Raw genomic sequence first — 20,275 nt, forward strand, 5'->3', positions numbered from 1 at the left:
TGAAAAGAGAATATCCCCTGTAATAGTAACAGGACTTTATTATTTTGGCTATAGTAGATGTATAATAAATGTGAATATTTTTTGTCTATGTGTCAAAAAAAAGAAAACCGTAAAATTTCCCGGTCTTCTTTTAACATTACATTACTTAAATGTTTCGTTATCTAAAATAACAACATAATCATTCGTCATTTGCCCAGCTTCTTTCGTGTAACTGACAAGTCGTTGTATATTATCGCAGCAAATTTTTGCTCCCCATACGAGTAACGGTACACCAATAAAATCAATATGAAATCTTCTAGAAAACAAACCGCCTAAAGTCATTGGCAATGGAACTGTTGGTGATGTATTAGAAAAAATAATCTTATCATTGTTTTGATAATGTTTTTGCAGAATCTCTCCTAAATGCTTCATCGCAGGTACAACGACCTTTGATGCCCCGCATCCAATTGTATATACGGGATTCCCATATTCATCTTGTCCATGAAAAATAATTTTCCCCATATCTTCTGTTTTCAATTGATTAAAGTACTCCACATTTAAAATTTCTTCTTTCGTTAACTTTCGATCAGTTGGTAATTTATTTAAATGATAAGCTGCAGCTAGCGAGGTTGTATGTGTTCCACCGAAGTCTGTATAGATAAAAATCATAATATCATCCCTTATTGTAAAAAGTTCAATGTTAATTAGTATCACCATTCAAAAGATTGTTAAACAAGGGATGAATTTTTTTATACTCTTTGTGTTAATTCATTATATTTTTTCCAAATATAATATCGTCTACTAATTACTGTACCTAATGTGATACAGAGGAAGGCATTCGTTACAACCATTAATGTGGAGTGCGTACTGCCAGAAAACATACTTTGCTTAATCACGATTTTTGCACCTAAAATAACAAGGAGAATAATTGTACTTAACCAATTTCCTTTTCGTAATACATGACCCGTTTCACTATCTAACCGAAATGTTAAAGCTTTCCCCCTAATAATTCCAAGGGCCAATCCAATTCCAAGCATTGCAACGAAGAGAAGTCCTTGCAATAAAGTTACTTGCTCCATGTGAACAATGGACTGAATTGTTACATAGCACAATAAAGCTGGAACAAGCCAAATACGATTAATTTTCACTTTACGTTCTTTCCCTTGCATTAAAACGATAATAAGAATAACAACGATAATATCCAATTAAATCCCCCCTATTTACACGTTTCCCTTTAAAAATTATATTCTCCTTTCTTTATTCCATACTTGAAATACAATAGCTACTTTTAATTGTAAAATATGGAATGTAATCTTCCATCAGTCTTAAGCATTATTTATAAAAGTAAAAAGACGTACTTTTTACTCGTACGTCTTTTAGTACCTTTATTCAAAACAAGTACATCCATGAACTCGTTTAAACTTTTAGTTATCAATAGATTCTACACCTTTAGAATTAGCTTTATCTAATACTTGAATGTTAAGTTTAGCAGCTAGTTTTAAAGCCATTTTATAAATAGTAAATCCAATAATAGAGCCTAGAACGTTACAGGTTACATCATCAATATCAGTAATGCGACCCCATCCACTAAATAACGACTCAATTAATTGTAATAATTCAATGCAAACTGATATAACAAAACCTAATAAAATTGTATTTTTGATCTTTTTACATGTATCCCATATTATTGGTGCTAAAAATCCTAAAGGCATTAATAATAAAATATTTCCGCCTACATTTCTTACGATTAAACTAGTCATAAATAGGACATCACCATCATAAGCACTCCCTATTTGACCAATATCTTTAATAATTGATGCAAAGGGGATAATATTGACTGAACGACTAAGATTTTCAACACTAGAAGGAAAACCAATTGGTAAAGGGAATAAAGTTACTGAAACAACCATACAAATGTATACTACAAATAGAAAACTAATTAATTCTTTCCACCAATTTACATGCTTTTTATTTTTCATCCCAATTAAAATACTTCGTACAATCAAATAACAGATAACTCCCAAAATAATAAATAAACTACCGTTTATCATATGCAAATTGCTAACACGTCCCTTCAGATCAATATCAAAACTATACATCATTATTCTTATATATAATAATGTAAATTGCAACTTAAATATCAAACTGGAAAATTTAAATGCGTATAATTTGATTTTTATCTGTATAGAATTACAGTTCATTAAAGAAAACCTTCATTTTGTAAATTAAATGAAGGTTTTTAATTTATCGCTTATCACACATTAACTAAAATACTTTTCAAAGCAGATGCAATCATGAACCCGTTTAAATTGTTTTCTTATCTCTTCTTTATTTTCACCTGTGTAATGAGCAAATGTTTGAACCGGATTTAACTGTTTTATATTACTTTTTATTACATCTTTTATTTCATCTGTATGATCAGAATATACGTGTAAATATGAATCTACGTTTACAAAAGCATTTTTTTCATACCATCCATGTACCCACAGATTGTCCCTAGTCCATGCTTCCAGTCGATTTAGCTTGAGTTCTTTAGCTATCTTTTCTGCTTCATTTAATAGTTGATTACCAATTCTCCTTCTGCGAAAATCGGGATGAACTGCAATATGCCAAATCATACCGCCAAGACCAGTTCCTCTTGAACAAACAGTACGTTCTTCTAATTCGTATTCAATATCTATTAAACCCACTATTTGATTTTCATGTACAGCTACTAATTCAATAGCAGGATTTTCATATTTTTCTTTCGCTCTAAATACATTATCATAATATGCTGTATCTAAAAAAGATAACGCACGACAACGTACCCAGCCTATTTCATCGTCTTGTTTATACGCCCTAATCTTAATGTCCATGTAATCAAAAAGCTCCTTCTATTTCTGCCATTAATTTTTCAGGTCCTGCCCCTTTATTTGATGGAATAACTAATGTAATTCCTAGGTCTGGGTATACGGCCGAGCGAAAACTCACGCCTGGATCATATCCCATTACATGATATTTAAAAATATTTTCTTGTCTTTTCTCAATCCATATTCCATAGCCGTAAGACTGGCTATTATTCACCAAAATATGAGGAGTTAAAAGTAACTTCGTATATTCGTGGCTTAATATTTCGTTGTTAAATAGAGCTTCCCAAAATTTCATCATGTCTGGTGCAGTAATGTAAGCACCGCCATCAGAACCTCCTTTTATGGGTATAGAGTATGCATTTGTTCTCCATTTTTGACTATTTACCTCCTTTATATATCCGAGAGCTGTATGTTTTGGTAAATTATCTAAAGAGAAATAGCCTGAATTATTCATGCCAACTGGAACGAATATGTTTTTTTCTATATATTCCGTAAATTCAAGTCCTGTCTGCTGTTCTATAATTAATCCAAGTATAATAAAACCTGCATTATTATAGTAAAACTTACTTCCTGGTGTAAACATCATATTACTGTTTTGGAATAATGGTAAAAAGTCTTTTAAACTTTTTAAAAGATACATAGGGGTCTGTTTCCAAAGATCTTCAAAGTTATCCATGATACTTTCATCAAAATAATCTGGAATACCCGAACTATGCGTTAAAAGTTGATGTACTGTAATATCTTCATTAAAGTTTGGGAATTTAATATGTAGACAATCTTTTAACTTTGTATGAAAAGTAATTACACCTCTTTCAACAAGTTGACAGATACTGATAGCAGTGAATAATTTACATCCTGAGGCAATTCCAAATCTTGTTTGTAGTGTATTGTTTATACATTCACTTCGATTAGCATATCCAAACGAATTTTCATAGATAATATCATCATCTTTTTTTATTAAGACTACCCCAGAAAAATCTATATTCTGATGTATTCCTTTTACAATTTTCTCTATTTGATCTTTTGTTTTTAGCATAATAACCACCCTTGTTTATCGGTATTGTTCTTTCCTCTTATCATTTTTCCATATATAGGGAAAAAAACCCTCCTATTCCTCCCCTAATTTTCAAATAAAAACCAAGGGGGCTATTTCGAATTTATTGATTCAGCGGAATATATCTTAGACTGCGATGGTAATAAAGTAAACACGCACAATATGATAGTAATAAGTAGCATTACTAATACTCCTACAATGACTACAAGTTGTATAGAAATGAATTGAGTTGCAACGCCGAACAGAATCGTTATAAAAATGGTTATTGCCGCAATAACAAACCCATATATACTTCCGATCCGTCCCATCATATGAACAGGAATATTATTTTGATAAAATGTGTAAAATCCTGTATTTGCATATGCCATAGAGAAAGATAAAATAAAAAATCCGATAGCAGCCATTAAAAACTCATTTGAAAAAGCATAAATCAAATATCCGATTGCAATGAATAATGATCCTATTCCAATTAGAAATGAAGGTGCTAATTTTTTTGATAAAATTGTATTTGTTATGGCTCCTAAAATAAAACCCGCTCCAGCGATACTAACTAAAAAGCCATATTCACTATCTGTTAACAATAAAATTTCTTTCGCAAATGATAATTCCAGTGAATCATTTGCGGTAGCTAATACCATCATCCCTTGGAATAAGAAGTAAACACATACTATATACACAGATTTTTTGCTAAAACTTAAAACTATGTTCCAATCTTTTTTTAGTAAAGCTAGAGACAATTTATCACTTGATGTATTAGAATCGTATTCTTTATCAAGATTAGGTAAAAGTAATGTAATTAGCCCTGATAACAGAAATGCTATAGCATTCATATATATAGCAAACTCTGGTGTACTCGCTATTAATAATACACCCGCTACCGCTGGACCAACTAAAAATGCACCAGATCCTATTAAACTACGTAGTGAGTTGAAACGTTGTCTTCGTTCTACTGGTATTAATTTCGTCATATACGTCATAGCAGTCGGCTCATAAATCGCACTGGCCATGCTTATAAAGAATACGAATAGATAAACAATCCAAAGAGATGGAAGCAAAGGTAAAATGGCGATAAATACTGCGCGGTATATATCAAGATGGATCATTAACTTTCGTTTATTTAAACGATCTATCATGCTTCCTGCCCAAGCGTTTGTAAATAAGGTTGCAAATGGTTTAATTACATATAAAGTAGCAACAGCTAAAGCTGATCCACCCATATTATAGACAAGTACATTAAGTGCTATTAAGTAAATCCATGCACCTAAATTTGCAATACCAACTCCGGACAGTAGTAATAAAGGATATTTCCAATCTTTAAGTAGTTTTTTCATTTTAGGCACCCGCTTTCTAAATTGTTTTAAACCAATAAAAAAATCCCACCCCCAAGACTTAAAGTCTTAGGGACGAGATTTATCATCGCGGTGCCACCCTAGTTTATTAATATGTCTCCATATTAACCTTATCAAGTACTGCATTTAAAAATGCTTATACCTTAGCTCTATAACGGGAGCTCCCGTCACACCACCCCCCTCTCGTTAAAGGTTCCGATGTGCTGCTCAGAGGCTTGATTCAATAAAGAATTTTTGCTCCTTTTCAGCTAAATGGAGCTCTCTGTGAAAAATTCATTTTATCTACTCTTCTCATCATCGCATGTAATTTTATTCATAGTATCATATAGGTTTTATATTGTAAATGATTAAAAAGAATAATCAGTTTTTTGATAAAAAAGAACATCCATGTAATTTGGTTGCTTAATTTAATATTATTATAAAAAAATACGGTGCGTGAAATTACTTGTAACTCAAACAAAAAAGAGCCTATTATACTATAGACTCTTACAAAATTCTATATTAATTTGTACTCGCTTCTGCTAATGGTTCTAGAGGTGGTTCCAAATCTAGTTTTAAAGTATCACCTTCTTGTATATATTGTCCCTTTTCAATGCTTTGACTCGTTACATACCCTGTACCTGTTGTTTTTACATCTAATTTCAACAACTTAGAGAAATACATAACATCACGCATTGACCAACCTTTTAGGTTAAGCATTTTCACATTACTTCCTACTAGAAATATGCGATCTCCTTCACTCATTACTTCGCCAGTCTGTGGATACTGTTTTATTATCTTTCCTTCTCCTAATAATACCGGCTGAAGTTTCTCTTTTTCTGCAATATTTTTTACAGTATCCATCGTTTGATTTACATAATTTTGTGCTTTTATTTCAGATTGCTTTGTTGCATCTGCCATTTGCTTTTCTGTATATGGTTTCACTTTTAAATATTCTAGACTATTTTTCATAACTGGTTTAAAAATTTCAGCAAGAGGCTGAGCACCGTATTCATTCCCCTTTAATTTAGGTTGCTTAATGGCTAAATATACGACTAATTGCGGATCATCAATCGGAGCCATTCCTAAGAATGAAAAAATATAATTATCTTTCCCTTCCATATATCGTCCATTTTCAGGATTCGGAATTTGCGCTGTCCCTGTTTTACCACCAATCGGATAACCATCAATTTTATACATCGTTCCCGTTCCTTTAGATGATGTTATAACACGCTCCATTAAGTTCCTTACCTTATCTGCAGTTTCTTTTTTAATCGGATTCCCTATTTCTTTAGGTTGATTTTCCATAATAACTTGTTTATTTGTTGGATTTACAACCTTATCAACAATATAAGGTTGCTTCATTTTCCCGTCATTTGCTATAGCTGTGGCCGCTTGTACGATTTGAATAGGAGTTACAGTTGAACCTTGGCCGAAAGAAGTAGTAACTTGTTGAATTTGAGTATTTAACAATAATGTATTTTTACTTTCTCCAGGCAAATCTATCCCTGTTTTTTGATTGAAACCAAATTTGTTCATATATTGCTTGAATTTATTTGGTTTCAGTAATTGGTCTTCTAAAATAGAAAAAGCAACGTTTGATGACCGTTCAAACCCTTCATCAAATGTAATTGAGCCCCATCCATAGCCGCCATTATGATCTTTAATCTCTGCTGAACCAACTGCGTATTTTCCTGATTGGAAATATTCTTTCCCGTTATATACGCCTTCATTAATTGCAGCAGCTAATGTAAAAACTTTCATTGTAGACCCTGGTTCGAATGCGTTCGCAATTGGATCATTTAAAAAATATTCAATGTCTCCCTTATTAGGATTATAACTAGGCTTACTAGACATTGCTAAAACTTTACCTGTTTTTGGATCTGCAATGATTCCTACTAACATAGAAGGATCATAGTGTTGCTCCGCTTTGTTCATCGCGTCTTCTAAAAAACTATTAATTTGTTTATCAAGCGTAAGATATACGTTATTTCCATTTTTAGCAGGTTCTACTTTTCCTATATCATTTGTAAGTGGGATACCTTTTCGTGAACCTACATATTCTACATTTCCGTTTGTAGAGCGTAAATATTTATCCAAACTTTCTTCAAGCCCAAACTTCCCCTTCGCATTACCTTTATCGTCTGGTCTTGCAAAACCAAGTATATACGAAGCGAAATCTTCATTTGGGTATACTCTGGCTTTTTCTGTTCTAAACGATACACCTGGTATTTTCAAATTATTAATTTCTTCCTTCGCTTCTCTAGATAGGTTACGTCCAATTTTACCAATTTCAACTTGCGTACGTCCTTCATGAAAATTTTTCATGATCTCCTCTTTATCAACTTCAAGTGCATCTGCTAAACGTTGTGCAGTATCTTCCTTATCTTTTAATTTATCTTTTCCTTTTAAGTTTACAACGATGCGATATGTCGTTGAGTCTTGGACTAATACTTTACCGTTTTGATCATAAATTGTCCCACGATTTGCTTCAAGAACTCCATTTTTGTTTTGTTGTTCATTCGCAAGATCTTTTACATTAACATTATGCACGACTCCTACTGCTTGAATATAAAATATACGTAAAAGCATAGTAAGAAACAAAACAATAAAAGCAATCATCATATATCGAGCGCCTTTATTCGTTTGAAGTTTATGCATACTAATCTCCTTTCCCTTCCAATGTATTAATGCGAAGATACACTACTAAATATGTTCTTTATTATATTAGATACTATCTTTTTCGAAGTTTTTTTACTAATTCCTCTATAACAATAAGAAAGCCAGCTCTGTTGCTATTTGTTTTTTATTAATTTTGTATTTTTTATATAAAATACGGTAAATGAAATTTAAGAATTTTCAAATAAAAAGAACCTACTTTTTGTAGGTTCTTACGATTAAGCTATATGGTTGTATTTCGCTAAAAAAGGAACTCGTTTTGCTACTAGTGCATACATTTTGAAAATAAAACAAGTTAACGGTTCAAGTATACGTGTGCTTTGTATTACTAATCCACTTGTAATAAATGTTAAGAACGCAGCACCAAGTATATCTAGAGGATAATGAACACCTACGTACATGCGTGATACACCGACTAATATTGCCCATATAAGCGCGATATATTTAAGTTTTTCTCCTCTTAGAATAAATACGAACGCAATCGAAAATACAAGTACAGAATGATCACTTACAAATGATGAATCTGCTGCATGCGGTACTAATTGATTTACATGATGTGTTATAAAAGGACGCGGATGATAATATACCGCATGTATAATAACATTTACTAATAATGCAATACTAACTGAAAGTGTCGTATATAACACTGTATATTGTTTTCTCATTGCATTCTCTTTCTTGCCATTATTGAACCATAGGATAAGCATAAATAGAATAGCTACATATGGAACACTATTTGTAATAGCGATCATTAGCGTATCTAATAGCTTGGATGATCCAGCAAAATTATTAATCCATTGAAATACTGTGTAATTCATATTACTCTCTCCTTATTATTTCTCATTGTACTTTAAATAAAGATACAAGTTGTTCTTGATTTACACAGTATACAACATCAATATGAAAATGGGCTTAAACTTTTCTCATCTAATTCTCATTTTGTTACTATTCATTTGACAATCGTGTAACTATTTACACGAGCTAAATATGTATAAAGATTGTAAAACATTTTAAATAGTATGGTAAACACTCTATACATGAATATAATACTTAACATATTCATTTAAATATACTAGCTACGAAATCATATTTTCATTCCATACGAAGGGCAATATTACCGAATTGTTCTCCTTGCTGCATTCGATTTAAAGCTTGAATTGCTTCTTCTAATGGATATACTTTATCAATAATTGGTTTAATATTATGTTTCTCTATAAAATGAACCATCTCATTAAATTCTTCACGGCTTCCCATTGATGTTCCCATAATATCAATTTGATTATAAAATAATGCTCGTAACGGTAATTCGATTTTATCTCCTGAACTTGCACCAAAGTTAACGATTCTTCCGTTTGGTTTTAATACATCAAAATATTTCAAGAAAGTCGCCGGACCTATACTATCTATAATTAAATCTACTTTTTCTCCATGTAAGCACTCTTCCCAATTACCAGAACTATTAAAAGAAAAGTCTGCTCCATATTTTTCAGCAGCCTTTCTTTTGTCCTCTATCCTTGAAGTAACACTCACCTTTGCTCCAATTGCTTTAGCAAATAACATAGCATAAGTAGCTACACCACCGCCAATTCCCGGAATTAGGACATGTTCTTCAGGTTTTAATCTACCTTTTGTAAAAAGCGCTCTATATGCAGTTAATGCCGATAAAGATAAAACGCCAGATTCTTCCCACGTAAGATAGGATGGCTTTTCCACTACATTTTCTGCTGGTACAATAACATATTCAGCAAATGTTCCATCTGCTGGTCCACCTAGTACTTCAGGTAACTCTGGTATTTCATGAGTATTATTCCATCCAATACTAGGGTTAATAATAACCTCGGTATGTAGTAAAATATTTGAAACTCCTTCTCCTAGTTCTATAACAATACCTGCACCATCTGACCCTAAAACTAATGGTTGTTCCATTTCTTTTCTATTATTCATTATAAATAAGTCGCGATGATTTAAACCTGCTGCTTTTAATCTCACTTTAACTTCCCCAACATTAGGTGTTATCTCAGGTGATAATTTATATTTTAAACCTTCTATTCCATTTTTATGTTGATGTACAATAGCTTTCATTAATAATCCCCCTTTATATTATTAATGTATCGAAAATATCGAAAGAAATAAAATATTTTGATTACTAAACATTAAAAAAAGAGGAAATACATCATGTATTCCTCCTTTTAAATAACTCTTACAAAAAGAATTTTCCACCTTCAACTATCAATGGGTAGCATAAGGAAATGTAATCGTAACAACTGTTCCTTCATTTTCTTTACTCTCTAATTGAATAGTTCCGTTATATTTTTCTACAAGGCGTTTTGCAATTGATAAACCTAGTCCATTTCCACCTTGTTTTCGACTTCTTGCTTTATCAACTCTATAAAAACGGTTAAGAACAAAGGGTAAATCTGCTTCAGGTATTCCCGCTCCGTGATCTATTATGCGAATATTAATTATTCCCGATTGTAAACTGGATTCAATGCAAATATACTGATTTACTTCTTTTGTATATTTCACTGCATTATCCATTACAATAATAATAATTTGCTCTAAGTAAGATGAGGGCATTGAAACGTATGCTTCATCTGCATCCAATTTCATATCAAATTGAAAGTCAGTTTGAAGTACTGCAAAGTTTTGTGTAACTTGTTTTAATACACTATTAACATGGACTCGTTCGGCTGCTATTGGATGCATCTGTTCTGATTCAGCTCTTGATAGCTCTAGCAATTCTGAAACTAATTTATTTAATCGATCTACTTCTTTTAGACTGGATTGAAGAGATTTATCCAATACTGCTGAATCATTTTTCCCCCATCGATTCAGCATTGATAAGTGCCCTTGAATAATTGTTAATGGTGTTCTTAATTCATGCGATGCGTCTTCTACAAACTGTTTTTGCTGTGTAAAAGAAGTTTCTACTTCATCCATCATTTCGTTAAAAAGAATCGATAATTTTGCGAGTTCATCATTATTTTCTCGTACTGGAACCCTTTCATTTAGTCCGTTTTTCTTAATACGCTTCATCGTATCCGTTATGTTTTGAACACTCGATAAAAGCTTTTTCGTTATAAGTATCCCGCCTAAAAAACTAAACACTAATCCACATATTCCTGCGATAACCATTACCACTAAAATTATTTTTAATAAATGATCAAATGTCTCTAAGTTTTTCGCAAGTTCAATAGTTCCCGTAAATTCTTTTGTTTGAATTGGTATGCGCTCAACTAATATTCGATCTTCTATATGTCTTCTTATAAATGATTCATCTTGTGTAACCTTTTTTGGTTCTATCCACGCTTCATTAAAATCTCGAGAAACAGTAACAATTGGTTTTCCATCATTTCCTATAATACGTATCATTTGATGTTTATCAATCATGTTGTTAAGAAATTCTTTACTATTTTCAAATGTTTTGCTCGAGAGCGTATCATTTTTATCTTGAAAATATGCCGCTATTTCTGTCACTTGCCTATTTATTTGTTTCTGTTCATAATCTATAGTCCACTTATTAATTACAATGAATTGTAAAGTGCTATACAAAATAAACAAAATGAATACTAGTGTAGTGGACCAAAGTGTTAATTTCCACTTTATAGGTAGATTTCGAATTCGGTACATAATATTTTTAATCATTTCATTATATATCCAGCACCGCGGACCGTTTGGATATACTCCTCCTTATCTACACTATGTAACTTATTACGTAAATAACGAACATATACATCAACGATATTCGTCTCAACCATTGCATCATATCCCCATACTTGATCAAGTAAAATATCACGGGTAAGTACTCGATTAATATTTTTCATAAACATAAGCAATAGCTCGAATTCTTTATTTGTAAGTTCGATTTCTTCATTTCCTTTAGTTATAGTCCGAGATTCAATTTGAAGCTGTAAGTCTTTAAACGTAAGAGAAGATGTGTGCTTATGCTCTATATTTTCTTCTCTTCTAAATATAACTCTCATACGTGCTAAAAGTTCTTCAATCGCAAACGGTTTTGGAAGATAATCATCAGCTCCACTATCTAACCCTGTCACACGGTCCATAATACTATCACGAGCAGTCAACATAATAATAGGTGTATTTTTAGTTGCTCTTAGTCGACGACATACTTCCAGTCCATTTAATCCTGGTAGCATTAAATCAAGTAAAATGAGATCATAACTATTTTCAAGCGCTGCTTCTAATCCCTTTCTTCCATCAAGTTGTATATCTACTATATATCCTTCATACTTTAATTCTAATTCTAAAAAATCTGCTAAGCTTTCCTCATCTTCAATAATTAGTATATGTTGCAACGATACTTCCTCCTATACGATTAAATGAATAAGTAATCCTATTCCGAATATGACTGCAATAATTTGATGTGCTTTTCGATACATCTTCAATTTTGTTTTCTGATTAGATTTCTGTAAAACAAATCCCGCAACCCCTAATGTTATTAAGGTTAAAAGAGAAAATATACCACTGTATATTAGTATTATATGACGACTTCCTTTTATTAAAAAGTAAACACCGTGAGTAGTCGCAACAGCTATTACAGCGTATCCAATTAATACGTGAAAATGTTTTATAAAAAGATATAGCTCTTTAATTATTTTAAATCCGTGAATATGTTTCTTCTTTAAAAATAACCATATATTACGTAAGAACCATAATGATGCAGCTATAATTACCCCGTATTCACCTAAAGAACCTAATTTCTTATTTAGCCATTGTACATTTAATACATTCCCGTACAAAACATTAATAAATAGCAATTCTACACTACAAACAATAATAGTAATACCAATTATTTTAACATATATATGGAAATATTTATTTCTAAGTATTTTCTCCATTTTATATAATCTCCTTTTGACTCAAAAGCTCTATAATCAGCAGTGTATCAAGTAAAAGAGAGAATAACATGAGAGAAAGATTAAAATAAAATGAGAATCTGCAAACTACTTATATTTTATTTATATCCTTTTTGGCCAATTCTAATATGTTGCAAATAAACGGTGCTTTTGCATTTGTATATGAAACACGATCAAAAGGATATGTAGCAGCAAGCATCTCTTTTAATACTCTATATTCTTCACGTGCCCACTCATGATTTATTAGAAAGTCTCGAAATAAAAGGTTGTTCCTCCATTCCTCGCTATTATAAATATAAACATGTAAATGGTGGGTACCAGCTCTCCATTTACCTTTTCTAAAAAAACGCCAATTAGGTGTTTTTTTAGGAACATATTCATAGCCAATTTCTTCTAGGGCTTCCCTCCAATTTCCGGTAATTTGTAAATTTGTTACGCCGATCATCATATCAATAAGAGGTTTAGCCCCTAACCCTTCTACGGCTGTGCTTCCGATATGTTCAATAGCAATAATTTCTTCATGGAGTAACGGCACAATTTTATTTTTTTCATTTAAAAACTCTGTATGCCAATATTGTTGGTACGGTTTAATTATGATTTTTCCATCCATTTGCTTTCCTCCTTATAACTGTACATTATTATATTTATAAAATTTAAGTTTATAAATATAGGGATTTCACAAAATATGTCGAATACTGTAATGGACAACTTAATTATATTAAATTTGAGGTGAATTATGAAAGATATTCCAGTTAAAATTCAGTTAGATACTATAACATTCCAACTAAAAAAACATCATAATTTTGATTGGCTTACAAAACTAGGTACAGTATTTGCGGTTTTTGACCAACAAGATTCCGGTAATATAAGTTTTGGTGTTGAAAAGAATGGGAAAAAGAACTTTATAAAATATGCAGGGGCACAAACACTCGCATATAATGCTTCTACAAATGAAGCTATACAAAGATTAAAAAGCTCAGTTACTATATACAATGAATTAAAACACGTTTCTCTTATAAGTTTAATTGATCACTACCCTGTACAACATGGATATGTTTTAATTTTTGATTGGTTTGACGGTGAATGTCTTCACCCGCACTGGAGTTTCCCACCCCCAACGAAATACAATGATCCTAACTCACCATTTTATAAATATAAGAGATTATCCGTTAGGGATCGACTAATTTCATTAAACTCTATTTTTTCTTTCCATGTTTATGTAGAACAAAAAAACTATGTGGCAATTGATTTTTACGATGGGAGTATTTTATATAACTTTAAAACAAATGAAACAAAAATTTGCGACATTGATTTATACAGTAAAAAACCTTATGTAAATACAATGGGAAGACTTTGGGGTTCATCACGTTTTATGTCACCTGAAGAGTTTCAGCTTAACTCTATAATAGACGGAAAAACAAACGTATTTAATATGGGGGCTATAGCTTTTGCACTTTTGGGTGGCGGGCAAGATCGTTCCTTTATAAAATGGGAAGCTAGTGAAGGCTTATATGAAGTAGCATACCGTGCTGTAAATGAAAATCGTAGTGAGCGCTATGCGTCAATGGAAGAGTTTAATAATGCATGGTTAAAAGTCTATAACACTGAAAATCTATAAAAACTACATACATTGTAAAAGTACATGTAAAACTTGTACTTTTATAATGTATAATACATATGGGATTGAAATTCAGGATAACGGGGCATGTATTATGAACTTTGTTTACATTAATCAAAATGTTTTAAATAATCTTCTTTATATTTTAAGCAGTATATTTGTTTTTTATTTTATTTATGATAGTGGGTACTTCGGGAAGAAATATAAGAAACTACTTATCATTCTTTGTACGAGTATCCCACTAATTTTATGTATGCGGTATCCCATCTATATGGATGAAAATTATATTCACGATTTAAGACAAATCCCCTTTTTAATTGGTACACTTTATGGTGGATTTCCAGTCGGTATTGCATTACTCATGATTTTATTAATAATACGTTTTATGTTTTATGGTTTTAGCCTGTTAACAATCATTGTTTATGGAACGATGTTAATAATTACAGCATTCGCATCATCAAAATTTAATACATACAATAGGAAAAAAAAAGTAACTTCATCTATGTTTTTAACTTTTTTCCTTGCAATATTTACAACAGTACTTGTTTTAACTCTATCAGATTTTGAAGTGAATAATTTGTACATTATTTATTTCATTCTATTACCCACTATTTTAATATTATTTATGATCTATTTTAATGAAGTTTTAAAAGATGCAATATTCATGCGATCAAAATTAATAAAAGTTGAAAAAATGGAGATTGTCAGCCAACTCGCTGCAAGTATTTCACATGAAGTAAGGAATCCATTGACTGTTGTAAAAGGATTTACACAACTTTTAAAAACACCCAATATAACTCAACAATCTAGAGATGAGTATATTGAACATATTCTTGAAGAGTTAAATCGTGCACAAGCAATTATTGATGATTACTTAACTTTTGCCAAACCGGCTTCAGAAAAACTAGATCATATTTCAGTGGAGCACGAGTTAAATCGAGTTATTAATATGATGTTGCCTTTTTGTAACATGAATAATATTAATATTACAAAAGAGTTCTCAGAGGGAACAATTATTGGTAATACACAGCACTTCCATCAATGTTTTTTAAATTTAATAAAAAACAGTATAGAAGCAATGCCAAGTGGCGGTAATCTAAGTATTTCTGCAACTGTTAGTAATAATAAGGTCATAATAAGGATTCAAGATAGTGGAATTGGAATGTCGCAAGAGCAAATTAATCGATTTGGCGAACCATATTTTAGTACAAAAACAAAAGGTACGGGTTTAGGAACGATGGTTGCTGTAAAAATTATCGAAACGATGCAAGGCACATTGAAAATCCGAAGTGTTATAAATAAAGGAACTACTTTAACCATTACATTACCTAAATACAGTAATGAGGAGATTTCGTATAATAAATGAAAAAGGAGCTATTAAGCTCCTTTTTCATTTATTTCGATACAAAAAGTATCTGCTATGTTTTTTAAAGTTTACATTTTGTAGAGACTAATTAGAAATTAGTACCCTTAGCTCCAACAGCTACATCCAACAATAATTAATAAAATAAATAAGACAACTAATAATGCGAAACCTCCACCAAAACCACAAGAACCGCCGAAACTCATATTTTCTCCTCCTTTTGGTTTGAAAACTAATAGGTAGTTGATCATTTTAACTGGTTCGTATTATACAGTATGTGTATCTCCCTTTTTTGAGCATGTCTTCATAAAATTAGTAAAAGCACTCTATTGAGAGTGCTTTAAAATGGGTACCAGAAACTTTGGAATACATTCAGCTTTAAGTAAACTGTAATAATCAAAATGATAATACCAACAAAAAGTGTGATGTAATCCTCCTTTTGTGCATCTTTTGCATAGTACCACGTTCGTTTATCCTTCTTTCCAAACCCTCTTAAATCCATTGCATTTGAAACCGTATCAATCCTTTCTAATGAATGAATAATAAGTGGCCAAAAAATTAAAACACGGTTTTTCATACGAACCCACAAGCTCGCTTCTCCTTTTTCAAAAGGTACGCCTCTTGCTTCCTGCGCGTGTCTAATGATTATATATTCAGATTGAATGCTTGGTATATAACGCAGTGCAATATTTATTGCATATGTAATTTTATAAGGAACTGCAAATTTATTTAAGCTGCTTACAAATTCACTTGGATGAGTTGTATAAATAAAAAGAAGTGTAAATGGTAATAACGTAAAATATTTCAATGAAAGTGTAGCTGCATAAAATAGAGTTTCATATGTAATTGTTGCATAACCTACATGAAAAAAAGAAGTATACGTTCCCGTTAATTCCGATCCATGGGTGGGCGTAATGAAAAGAATCATAACGGAATTTAATAAACTAAATGTAAATATAACGCTGAAAATAACTATAATTTTACGCAATTGAATTTTTGCAATTAAGAGGCCGATACATCCAATAATAAATAAAATTAGCAATATACGAAAATCAAAAAATAAAAAAGTAAGTGTCATACAAAATATAAATAAAGATAATTTAATTGCACCATCCATACGATAAAAATACGTATTATGCATATTCCTCCCTCCTATTAGCCTCAATATAAAGTTTCACAAACTTTTCTGGAGTTGGAATTCCGCTTAATTTAGCTAGTTTTATTAATGAAATCTCCCGTAGATTAGCTCTTTGTAACGTTCCTTGATCCCCTAATACAGCGGATACAGTATTGTCCGCAATGATTTTCCCTTCATGCAGAACTACCGCTCGATCTGCGTATTCTAAAGCAAGATTCATATCGTGTGTGATAATAATAAAGGATATGCCTTTTTCAGCCAGTTTTCTAATAAAGGACATAAACTGTTTGTAATGGTAATAATCTTGTCCAGCTGTCGGCTCATCTAATATAATAAGTTTTGGGTTTGTTATAAGTACAGATGCAATAGTAAGCCTCTTTTTTTGTCCATAGCTTAATGCTTGAATTGGCCAGTTACGAAATGGGTATAATCCACAAATTCTTAAAGCCTTTTCGACTCTACTCTCAATCTCATCTTTAGAAACCTTTTTTAATTTTAATGAAAATGAAACTTCTTCTAAAACAGTAGGCTGTGTAATCATTTGATTTGGGTTTTGCATAACGTAAGAAATAACTTCCCCACGCTTACGAATAGACCAAGAATTTATATTTTCTCCATCGAATGTTATTCTCCCATTCTTTGTTTTATTTATTCCTATAAGAGTATGAGCTAATGTGGATTTCCCTGCTCCATTATGACCCAATAACGCTATTATCTCTCCCTCTCCTATTGGAAGGTTGATATCTTCTAAGGCTGTATGTTTGTTATTGTACGTAAATGATAAATTTTCTATCTTGCATAAGGCTTTTTTAATATACGTGTTTTTAGATGACACTTGCTTCCGCATCCAGTTCTTTAATAGGTTATGAACGCCTGCATTACGTAGATTTTCAATTGGAAATACCCCAACATTATTACTGTCAAAATTTAATTTCTTTAGAGCTTCTATATAAATAGGTTCTCTTAGTCCGATATTTGGTAATATATTAGAATTTAGAATACTATCCGGTGAACCAATCGTAATAACTTCTCCCTCATCTATTAAAATAATTTTATCTAAATCAAGGTTTAAAATTTCTTCTATTCGATGTTCAATAATTAAAATTGTTTTATTATATTTCTCATGTATATTTTTAATGAGTTCTATAGTATTCAAACTACATGCAGGATCTAAATTAGCTAACGGTTCATCAAATAATAATATATCTGCATTTGTCGTTAGCAGACCTGCAAGAGAGACTGTCTGTTTCTGACCTCCTGATAATTCATGTGGACTTTGTGCATGAAACTCCTGCATGCTTACCTTTTTTAAAGAATCCGTAACAATCTTTTTCATTTCTATTTGATTTACACAATCGTTTTCTAATGCAAATGCTACGTCCTCTTCGACAGTAAGGCCTATAAATTGTGAATCTTGATCTTGTAATATTGTTCCTACATGTTTACTCTGTTCAAAAACACTACCTTCTCTCGGATCCTTTCCAGCTATTAAAATGTTACCGGTACTTATCCCTTCGTAAGAAAATGGGATTAACCCATTTATACAATGAGCTAATGTTGACTTCCCTGAACCACTTCGTCCAGCGATAAGTACCTTTTCCCCAGGATATATTTGAAATGTAATATTTTTTAAAGTAGGCTGCGTGGCATGCCTATATTGAAAGGTAAATTGTTCAAAAGAAATAATTGGTTGCATGTATTCATCCCTACTTTTCAATTTTTAAATGTGTATGTTTCTTATTTGATTTCGCTAGACCGATCGTGATTGGTAAGCCAAGAACTAAAAATACGATAACGTCTGCAATTGTTGCGCCTAGTACTTGTATAACGATTTTGTCAAACGGTTCTCCCATCACAATAATATCGAATGCTCCAGCAAATATAATAGCTATGACAATACCAATTAATCCTGCAATTGCAAAATAAGAAATATCACGGTTATTAAACGTTCCATTTTTCACACTAAAACCTGCTCTTTTTTGTATGAGACCCATTGAAAATCCGATAATCCCCGAACTAATAACCCATCCCCACCAAATACCCCATCCAGCAATCGTATCTGTAACGGTATGACCGATTAGTCCTATTAAAAGTCCTGCTACCGGGCCAAATAACGCTCCAAAAACTGTTAAAATAGCCAGTGCTGGTTTAATAAAGGTATTCGGTGCGATAGAAAATCCCCAAAGCCCTAATACCCCGTATAAAGCTGCTCCAATTCCAATTGCTACTACTAGCTTTGTCGTTAATTTGTTCATTACAATTCCCCTCTCGTATTATTCAACTTTTAATACTCTATATTTATTTTGAAAATGAATTATGCATCGACACTTCCTTTCTATACAACAAAAAATGACCTCTTAAATAAGAGGTCATTTTCTTTCACGTACAAGAATCCCCTTATCTTTCAAAAGACACATAGTGTCCTCTGCGGAATTAGCACCTTCCTATGTAATTACATAGGGGTTGCTGAGGCTTCAAAGGGCCGTTCCCTCTACCTCTCTGGATAAGTATGTATTTGTAATCTGTATTATGGCACTAACAATAAATAATTTCAATACTTTTCTTACTATTTTTATTTTTCGATAAATAGTTCGATTAAATCATTGTATTCTTATCGGAATTATGAAATAATAAATTCAAAATTGTTACGGGAGGAATGCATGATGAAAGTAATTGGCTTAATTGGCGGACTAAGTTGGGAATCAACATCGTTATATTATAAACATATTAATACACTAACTCTCTCTCAATATGATCAAAATGCGAAGCTTGTTTTATATAGTATGGACTTTGGTGAAGTAACTACATTATTACAAAATCATCAATACGAAGAAGTGAAAAATGAATTAGTCGCAGTAGCAAAAAAAGTAGAACACTCTGGAGCTGAATGTTTACTAATGTGTTCTAATACTGTACATCTATTTGCTGAGGAAGTAGAACAAGCAATATCAATCCCACTTCTTCATATCGGTGATGTAAGTGCTAAAGAAATGGTAGAACAGAATATAAAACGGATCGGATTATTAGGAACGAAACAAACAATGGAAGAAGATTTTTATACATCACGACTAGCAAAATATAACATTGAGACAATTATCCCAAATGACGAAGAAAGAACTTTTATCCATCACGTCATATTAAATGAATTAAGTAGAGGAATTATTTCAGAAACATCAAAAGAAAAACTAATACAAATTACCAATTCATTAATTAATAATGGGGCTGAAGGAATTCTACTTGGCTGTACGGAAATTCCTTTGCTCATTTCCCAAAATGATCTATCTGTTCCTGTTTTTGATACTGCTTATTTACATGCGAATACTGCTGTACAATTTGCTGGATAATAATATAAAAGCATACAGGTAGAGCCTCTATGCTTTTATATTATCC

At 31.8% G+C, this 20,275-nt stretch carries 20 protein-coding genes, 1 riboswitch and 1 other annotated feature; of the genes, 3 read left to right on the top strand and 17 right to left on the bottom strand.

What is annotated here, in order from left to right; translation table 11 throughout:
* Positions 1-141: 141 nt before the first annotated feature.
* The 13 genes from FT637_RS11160 to FT637_RS11220 all read right to left on the bottom strand — a co-directional run bounded on the left by FT637_RS11160 (position 142) and on the right by FT637_RS11220 (position 13,376).
* On the bottom strand, positions 142-648 hold the full coding sequence (locus tag FT637_RS11160; protein WP_193646351.1) for a DUF3189 family protein: 507 nt from the start codon (positions 646-648) through the stop codon (positions 142-144).
* A gap of 80 nt (positions 649-728) precedes the next feature.
* Positions 729-1,184: a DUF1453 family protein gene (locus FT637_RS11165; RefSeq protein WP_193646352.1), complete on the bottom strand. Its 456-nt coding sequence runs from the start codon at positions 1,182-1,184 to the stop codon at positions 729-731.
* Positions 1,185-1,403: 219 nt separating this feature from the next.
* A complete protein-coding gene (locus tag FT637_RS11170; RefSeq protein WP_193646702.1) occupies positions 1,404-2,036 on the bottom strand; it encodes a VanZ family protein in 633 nt (210 codons plus the stop codon).
* A gap of 204 nt (positions 2,037-2,240) precedes the next feature.
* The gene (locus tag FT637_RS11175) at positions 2,241-2,834 is read right to left on the bottom strand and encodes a GNAT family N-acetyltransferase (RefSeq protein WP_193646353.1); all 594 of its coding nucleotides are present in this window, start codon (positions 2,832-2,834) and stop codon (positions 2,241-2,243) included.
* A 4-nt stretch (positions 2,835-2,838) separates the two neighbouring features.
* A complete protein-coding gene (locus tag FT637_RS11180; protein WP_193646354.1) occupies positions 2,839-3,864 on the bottom strand; it encodes a serine hydrolase domain-containing protein in 1,026 nt (341 codons plus the stop codon).
* Between the two features lie 110 nt (positions 3,865-3,974).
* Positions 3,975-5,213 carry an MFS transporter gene (locus FT637_RS11185; RefSeq protein WP_193646355.1) on the bottom strand — a complete coding sequence of 413 codons (1,239 nt, stop codon included), beginning with the start codon at positions 5,211-5,213 and terminating at the stop codon, positions 3,975-3,977.
* A gap of 65 nt (positions 5,214-5,278) precedes the next feature.
* Positions 5,279-5,538: a binding site (T-box leader), on the bottom strand.
* Positions 5,539-5,732: 194 nt separating this feature from the next.
* Complete coding sequence (locus FT637_RS11190) at positions 5,733-7,871, bottom strand: penicillin-binding protein (RefSeq protein WP_193646356.1); 2,139 nt, start codon at positions 7,869-7,871, stop codon at positions 5,733-5,735.
* Positions 7,872-8,107: 236 nt separating this feature from the next.
* On the bottom strand, positions 8,108-8,707 hold the full coding sequence (locus FT637_RS11195; RefSeq protein ID WP_193646357.1) for an undecaprenyl-diphosphatase: 600 nt from the start codon (positions 8,705-8,707) through the stop codon (positions 8,108-8,110).
* Positions 8,708-8,981: 274 nt separating this feature from the next.
* Complete coding sequence (locus FT637_RS11200; RefSeq protein ID WP_193646358.1) at positions 8,982-9,971, bottom strand: zinc-binding dehydrogenase; 990 nt, start codon at positions 9,969-9,971, stop codon at positions 8,982-8,984.
* Positions 9,972-10,118: 147 nt separating this feature from the next.
* The gene (locus FT637_RS11205; protein ID WP_193646359.1) at positions 10,119-11,534 is read right to left on the bottom strand and encodes an ATP-binding protein; all 1,416 of its coding nucleotides are present in this window, start codon (positions 11,532-11,534) and stop codon (positions 10,119-10,121) included.
* Complete coding sequence (locus tag FT637_RS11210) at positions 11,531-12,205, bottom strand: response regulator transcription factor (RefSeq protein ID WP_193646360.1); 675 nt, start codon at positions 12,203-12,205, stop codon at positions 11,531-11,533. The genes FT637_RS11205 and FT637_RS11210 overlap by 4 nt, the downstream gene beginning before the upstream one ends.
* Before the next feature lie 12 nt (positions 12,206-12,217).
* Entirely contained in the window at positions 12,218-12,748 is a 531-nt protein-coding gene (locus tag FT637_RS11215) for a hypothetical protein (RefSeq protein WP_193646361.1), read from the bottom strand.
* Positions 12,749-12,857: 109 nt separating this feature from the next.
* Complete coding sequence (locus FT637_RS11220) at positions 12,858-13,376, bottom strand: GrpB family protein (protein WP_002013175.1); 519 nt, start codon at positions 13,374-13,376, stop codon at positions 12,858-12,860.
* A gap of 126 nt (positions 13,377-13,502) precedes the next feature.
* Between FT637_RS11220 and FT637_RS11225 the strand changes: the two genes are divergently transcribed.
* Together FT637_RS11225 and FT637_RS11230 are read left to right on the top strand one after the other, a co-directional pair.
* Positions 13,503-14,384, top strand: a complete 882-nt coding sequence (locus FT637_RS11225) for a serine/threonine protein kinase (protein WP_193646362.1) — start codon at positions 13,503-13,505, stop codon at positions 14,382-14,384.
* A 46-nt stretch (positions 14,385-14,430) separates the two neighbouring features.
* A complete protein-coding gene (locus FT637_RS11230) occupies positions 14,431-15,750 on the top strand; it encodes a LytS/YhcK type 5TM receptor domain-containing protein (protein WP_193646363.1) in 1,320 nt (439 codons plus the stop codon).
* A gap of 104 nt (positions 15,751-15,854) precedes the next feature.
* Here FT637_RS11230 and FT637_RS11235 read toward each other — a convergent pair whose 3' ends face one another.
* The 4 genes from FT637_RS11235 to FT637_RS11250 form a co-directional block, all read right to left on the bottom strand.
* The gene (locus tag FT637_RS11235) at positions 15,855-15,953 is read right to left on the bottom strand and encodes a YjcZ family sporulation protein (protein WP_000007808.1); all 99 of its coding nucleotides are present in this window, start codon (positions 15,951-15,953) and stop codon (positions 15,855-15,857) included.
* Positions 15,954-16,087: 134 nt separating this feature from the next.
* On the bottom strand, positions 16,088-16,888 hold the full coding sequence (locus FT637_RS11240; RefSeq protein WP_193646364.1) for an energy-coupling factor transporter transmembrane component T family protein: 801 nt from the start codon (positions 16,886-16,888) through the stop codon (positions 16,088-16,090).
* Positions 16,881-18,581, bottom strand: a complete 1,701-nt coding sequence (locus tag FT637_RS11245; RefSeq protein WP_193646365.1) for an ABC transporter ATP-binding protein — start codon at positions 18,579-18,581, stop codon at positions 16,881-16,883. Before FT637_RS11245 ends, FT637_RS11240 begins: the two co-directional genes overlap by 8 nt.
* A gap of 10 nt (positions 18,582-18,591) precedes the next feature.
* Positions 18,592-19,140, bottom strand: coding sequence for an ECF-type riboflavin transporter substrate-binding protein (locus FT637_RS11250; protein ID WP_193646366.1), 549 nt, complete (start codon positions 19,138-19,140; stop codon positions 18,592-18,594).
* Positions 19,141-19,279: 139 nt separating this feature from the next.
* Positions 19,280-19,395, bottom strand: a riboswitch (SAM riboswitch).
* Positions 19,396-19,545: 150 nt separating this feature from the next.
* On the opposite strand from FT637_RS11250, the gene FT637_RS11255 reads away from it, so the two are divergent.
* Positions 19,546-20,229, top strand: coding sequence for an aspartate/glutamate racemase family protein (locus FT637_RS11255; RefSeq protein WP_002127641.1), 684 nt, complete (start codon positions 19,546-19,548; stop codon positions 20,227-20,229).
* Positions 20,230-20,275 lie beyond the last annotated feature (46 nt).

Origin of the sequence: Bacillus cereus, from assembly GCF_015071065.1 — a bacterium.
Taxonomy (GTDB): domain Bacteria; phylum Bacillota; class Bacilli; order Bacillales; family Bacillaceae_G; genus Bacillus_A; species Bacillus_A cereus_BA.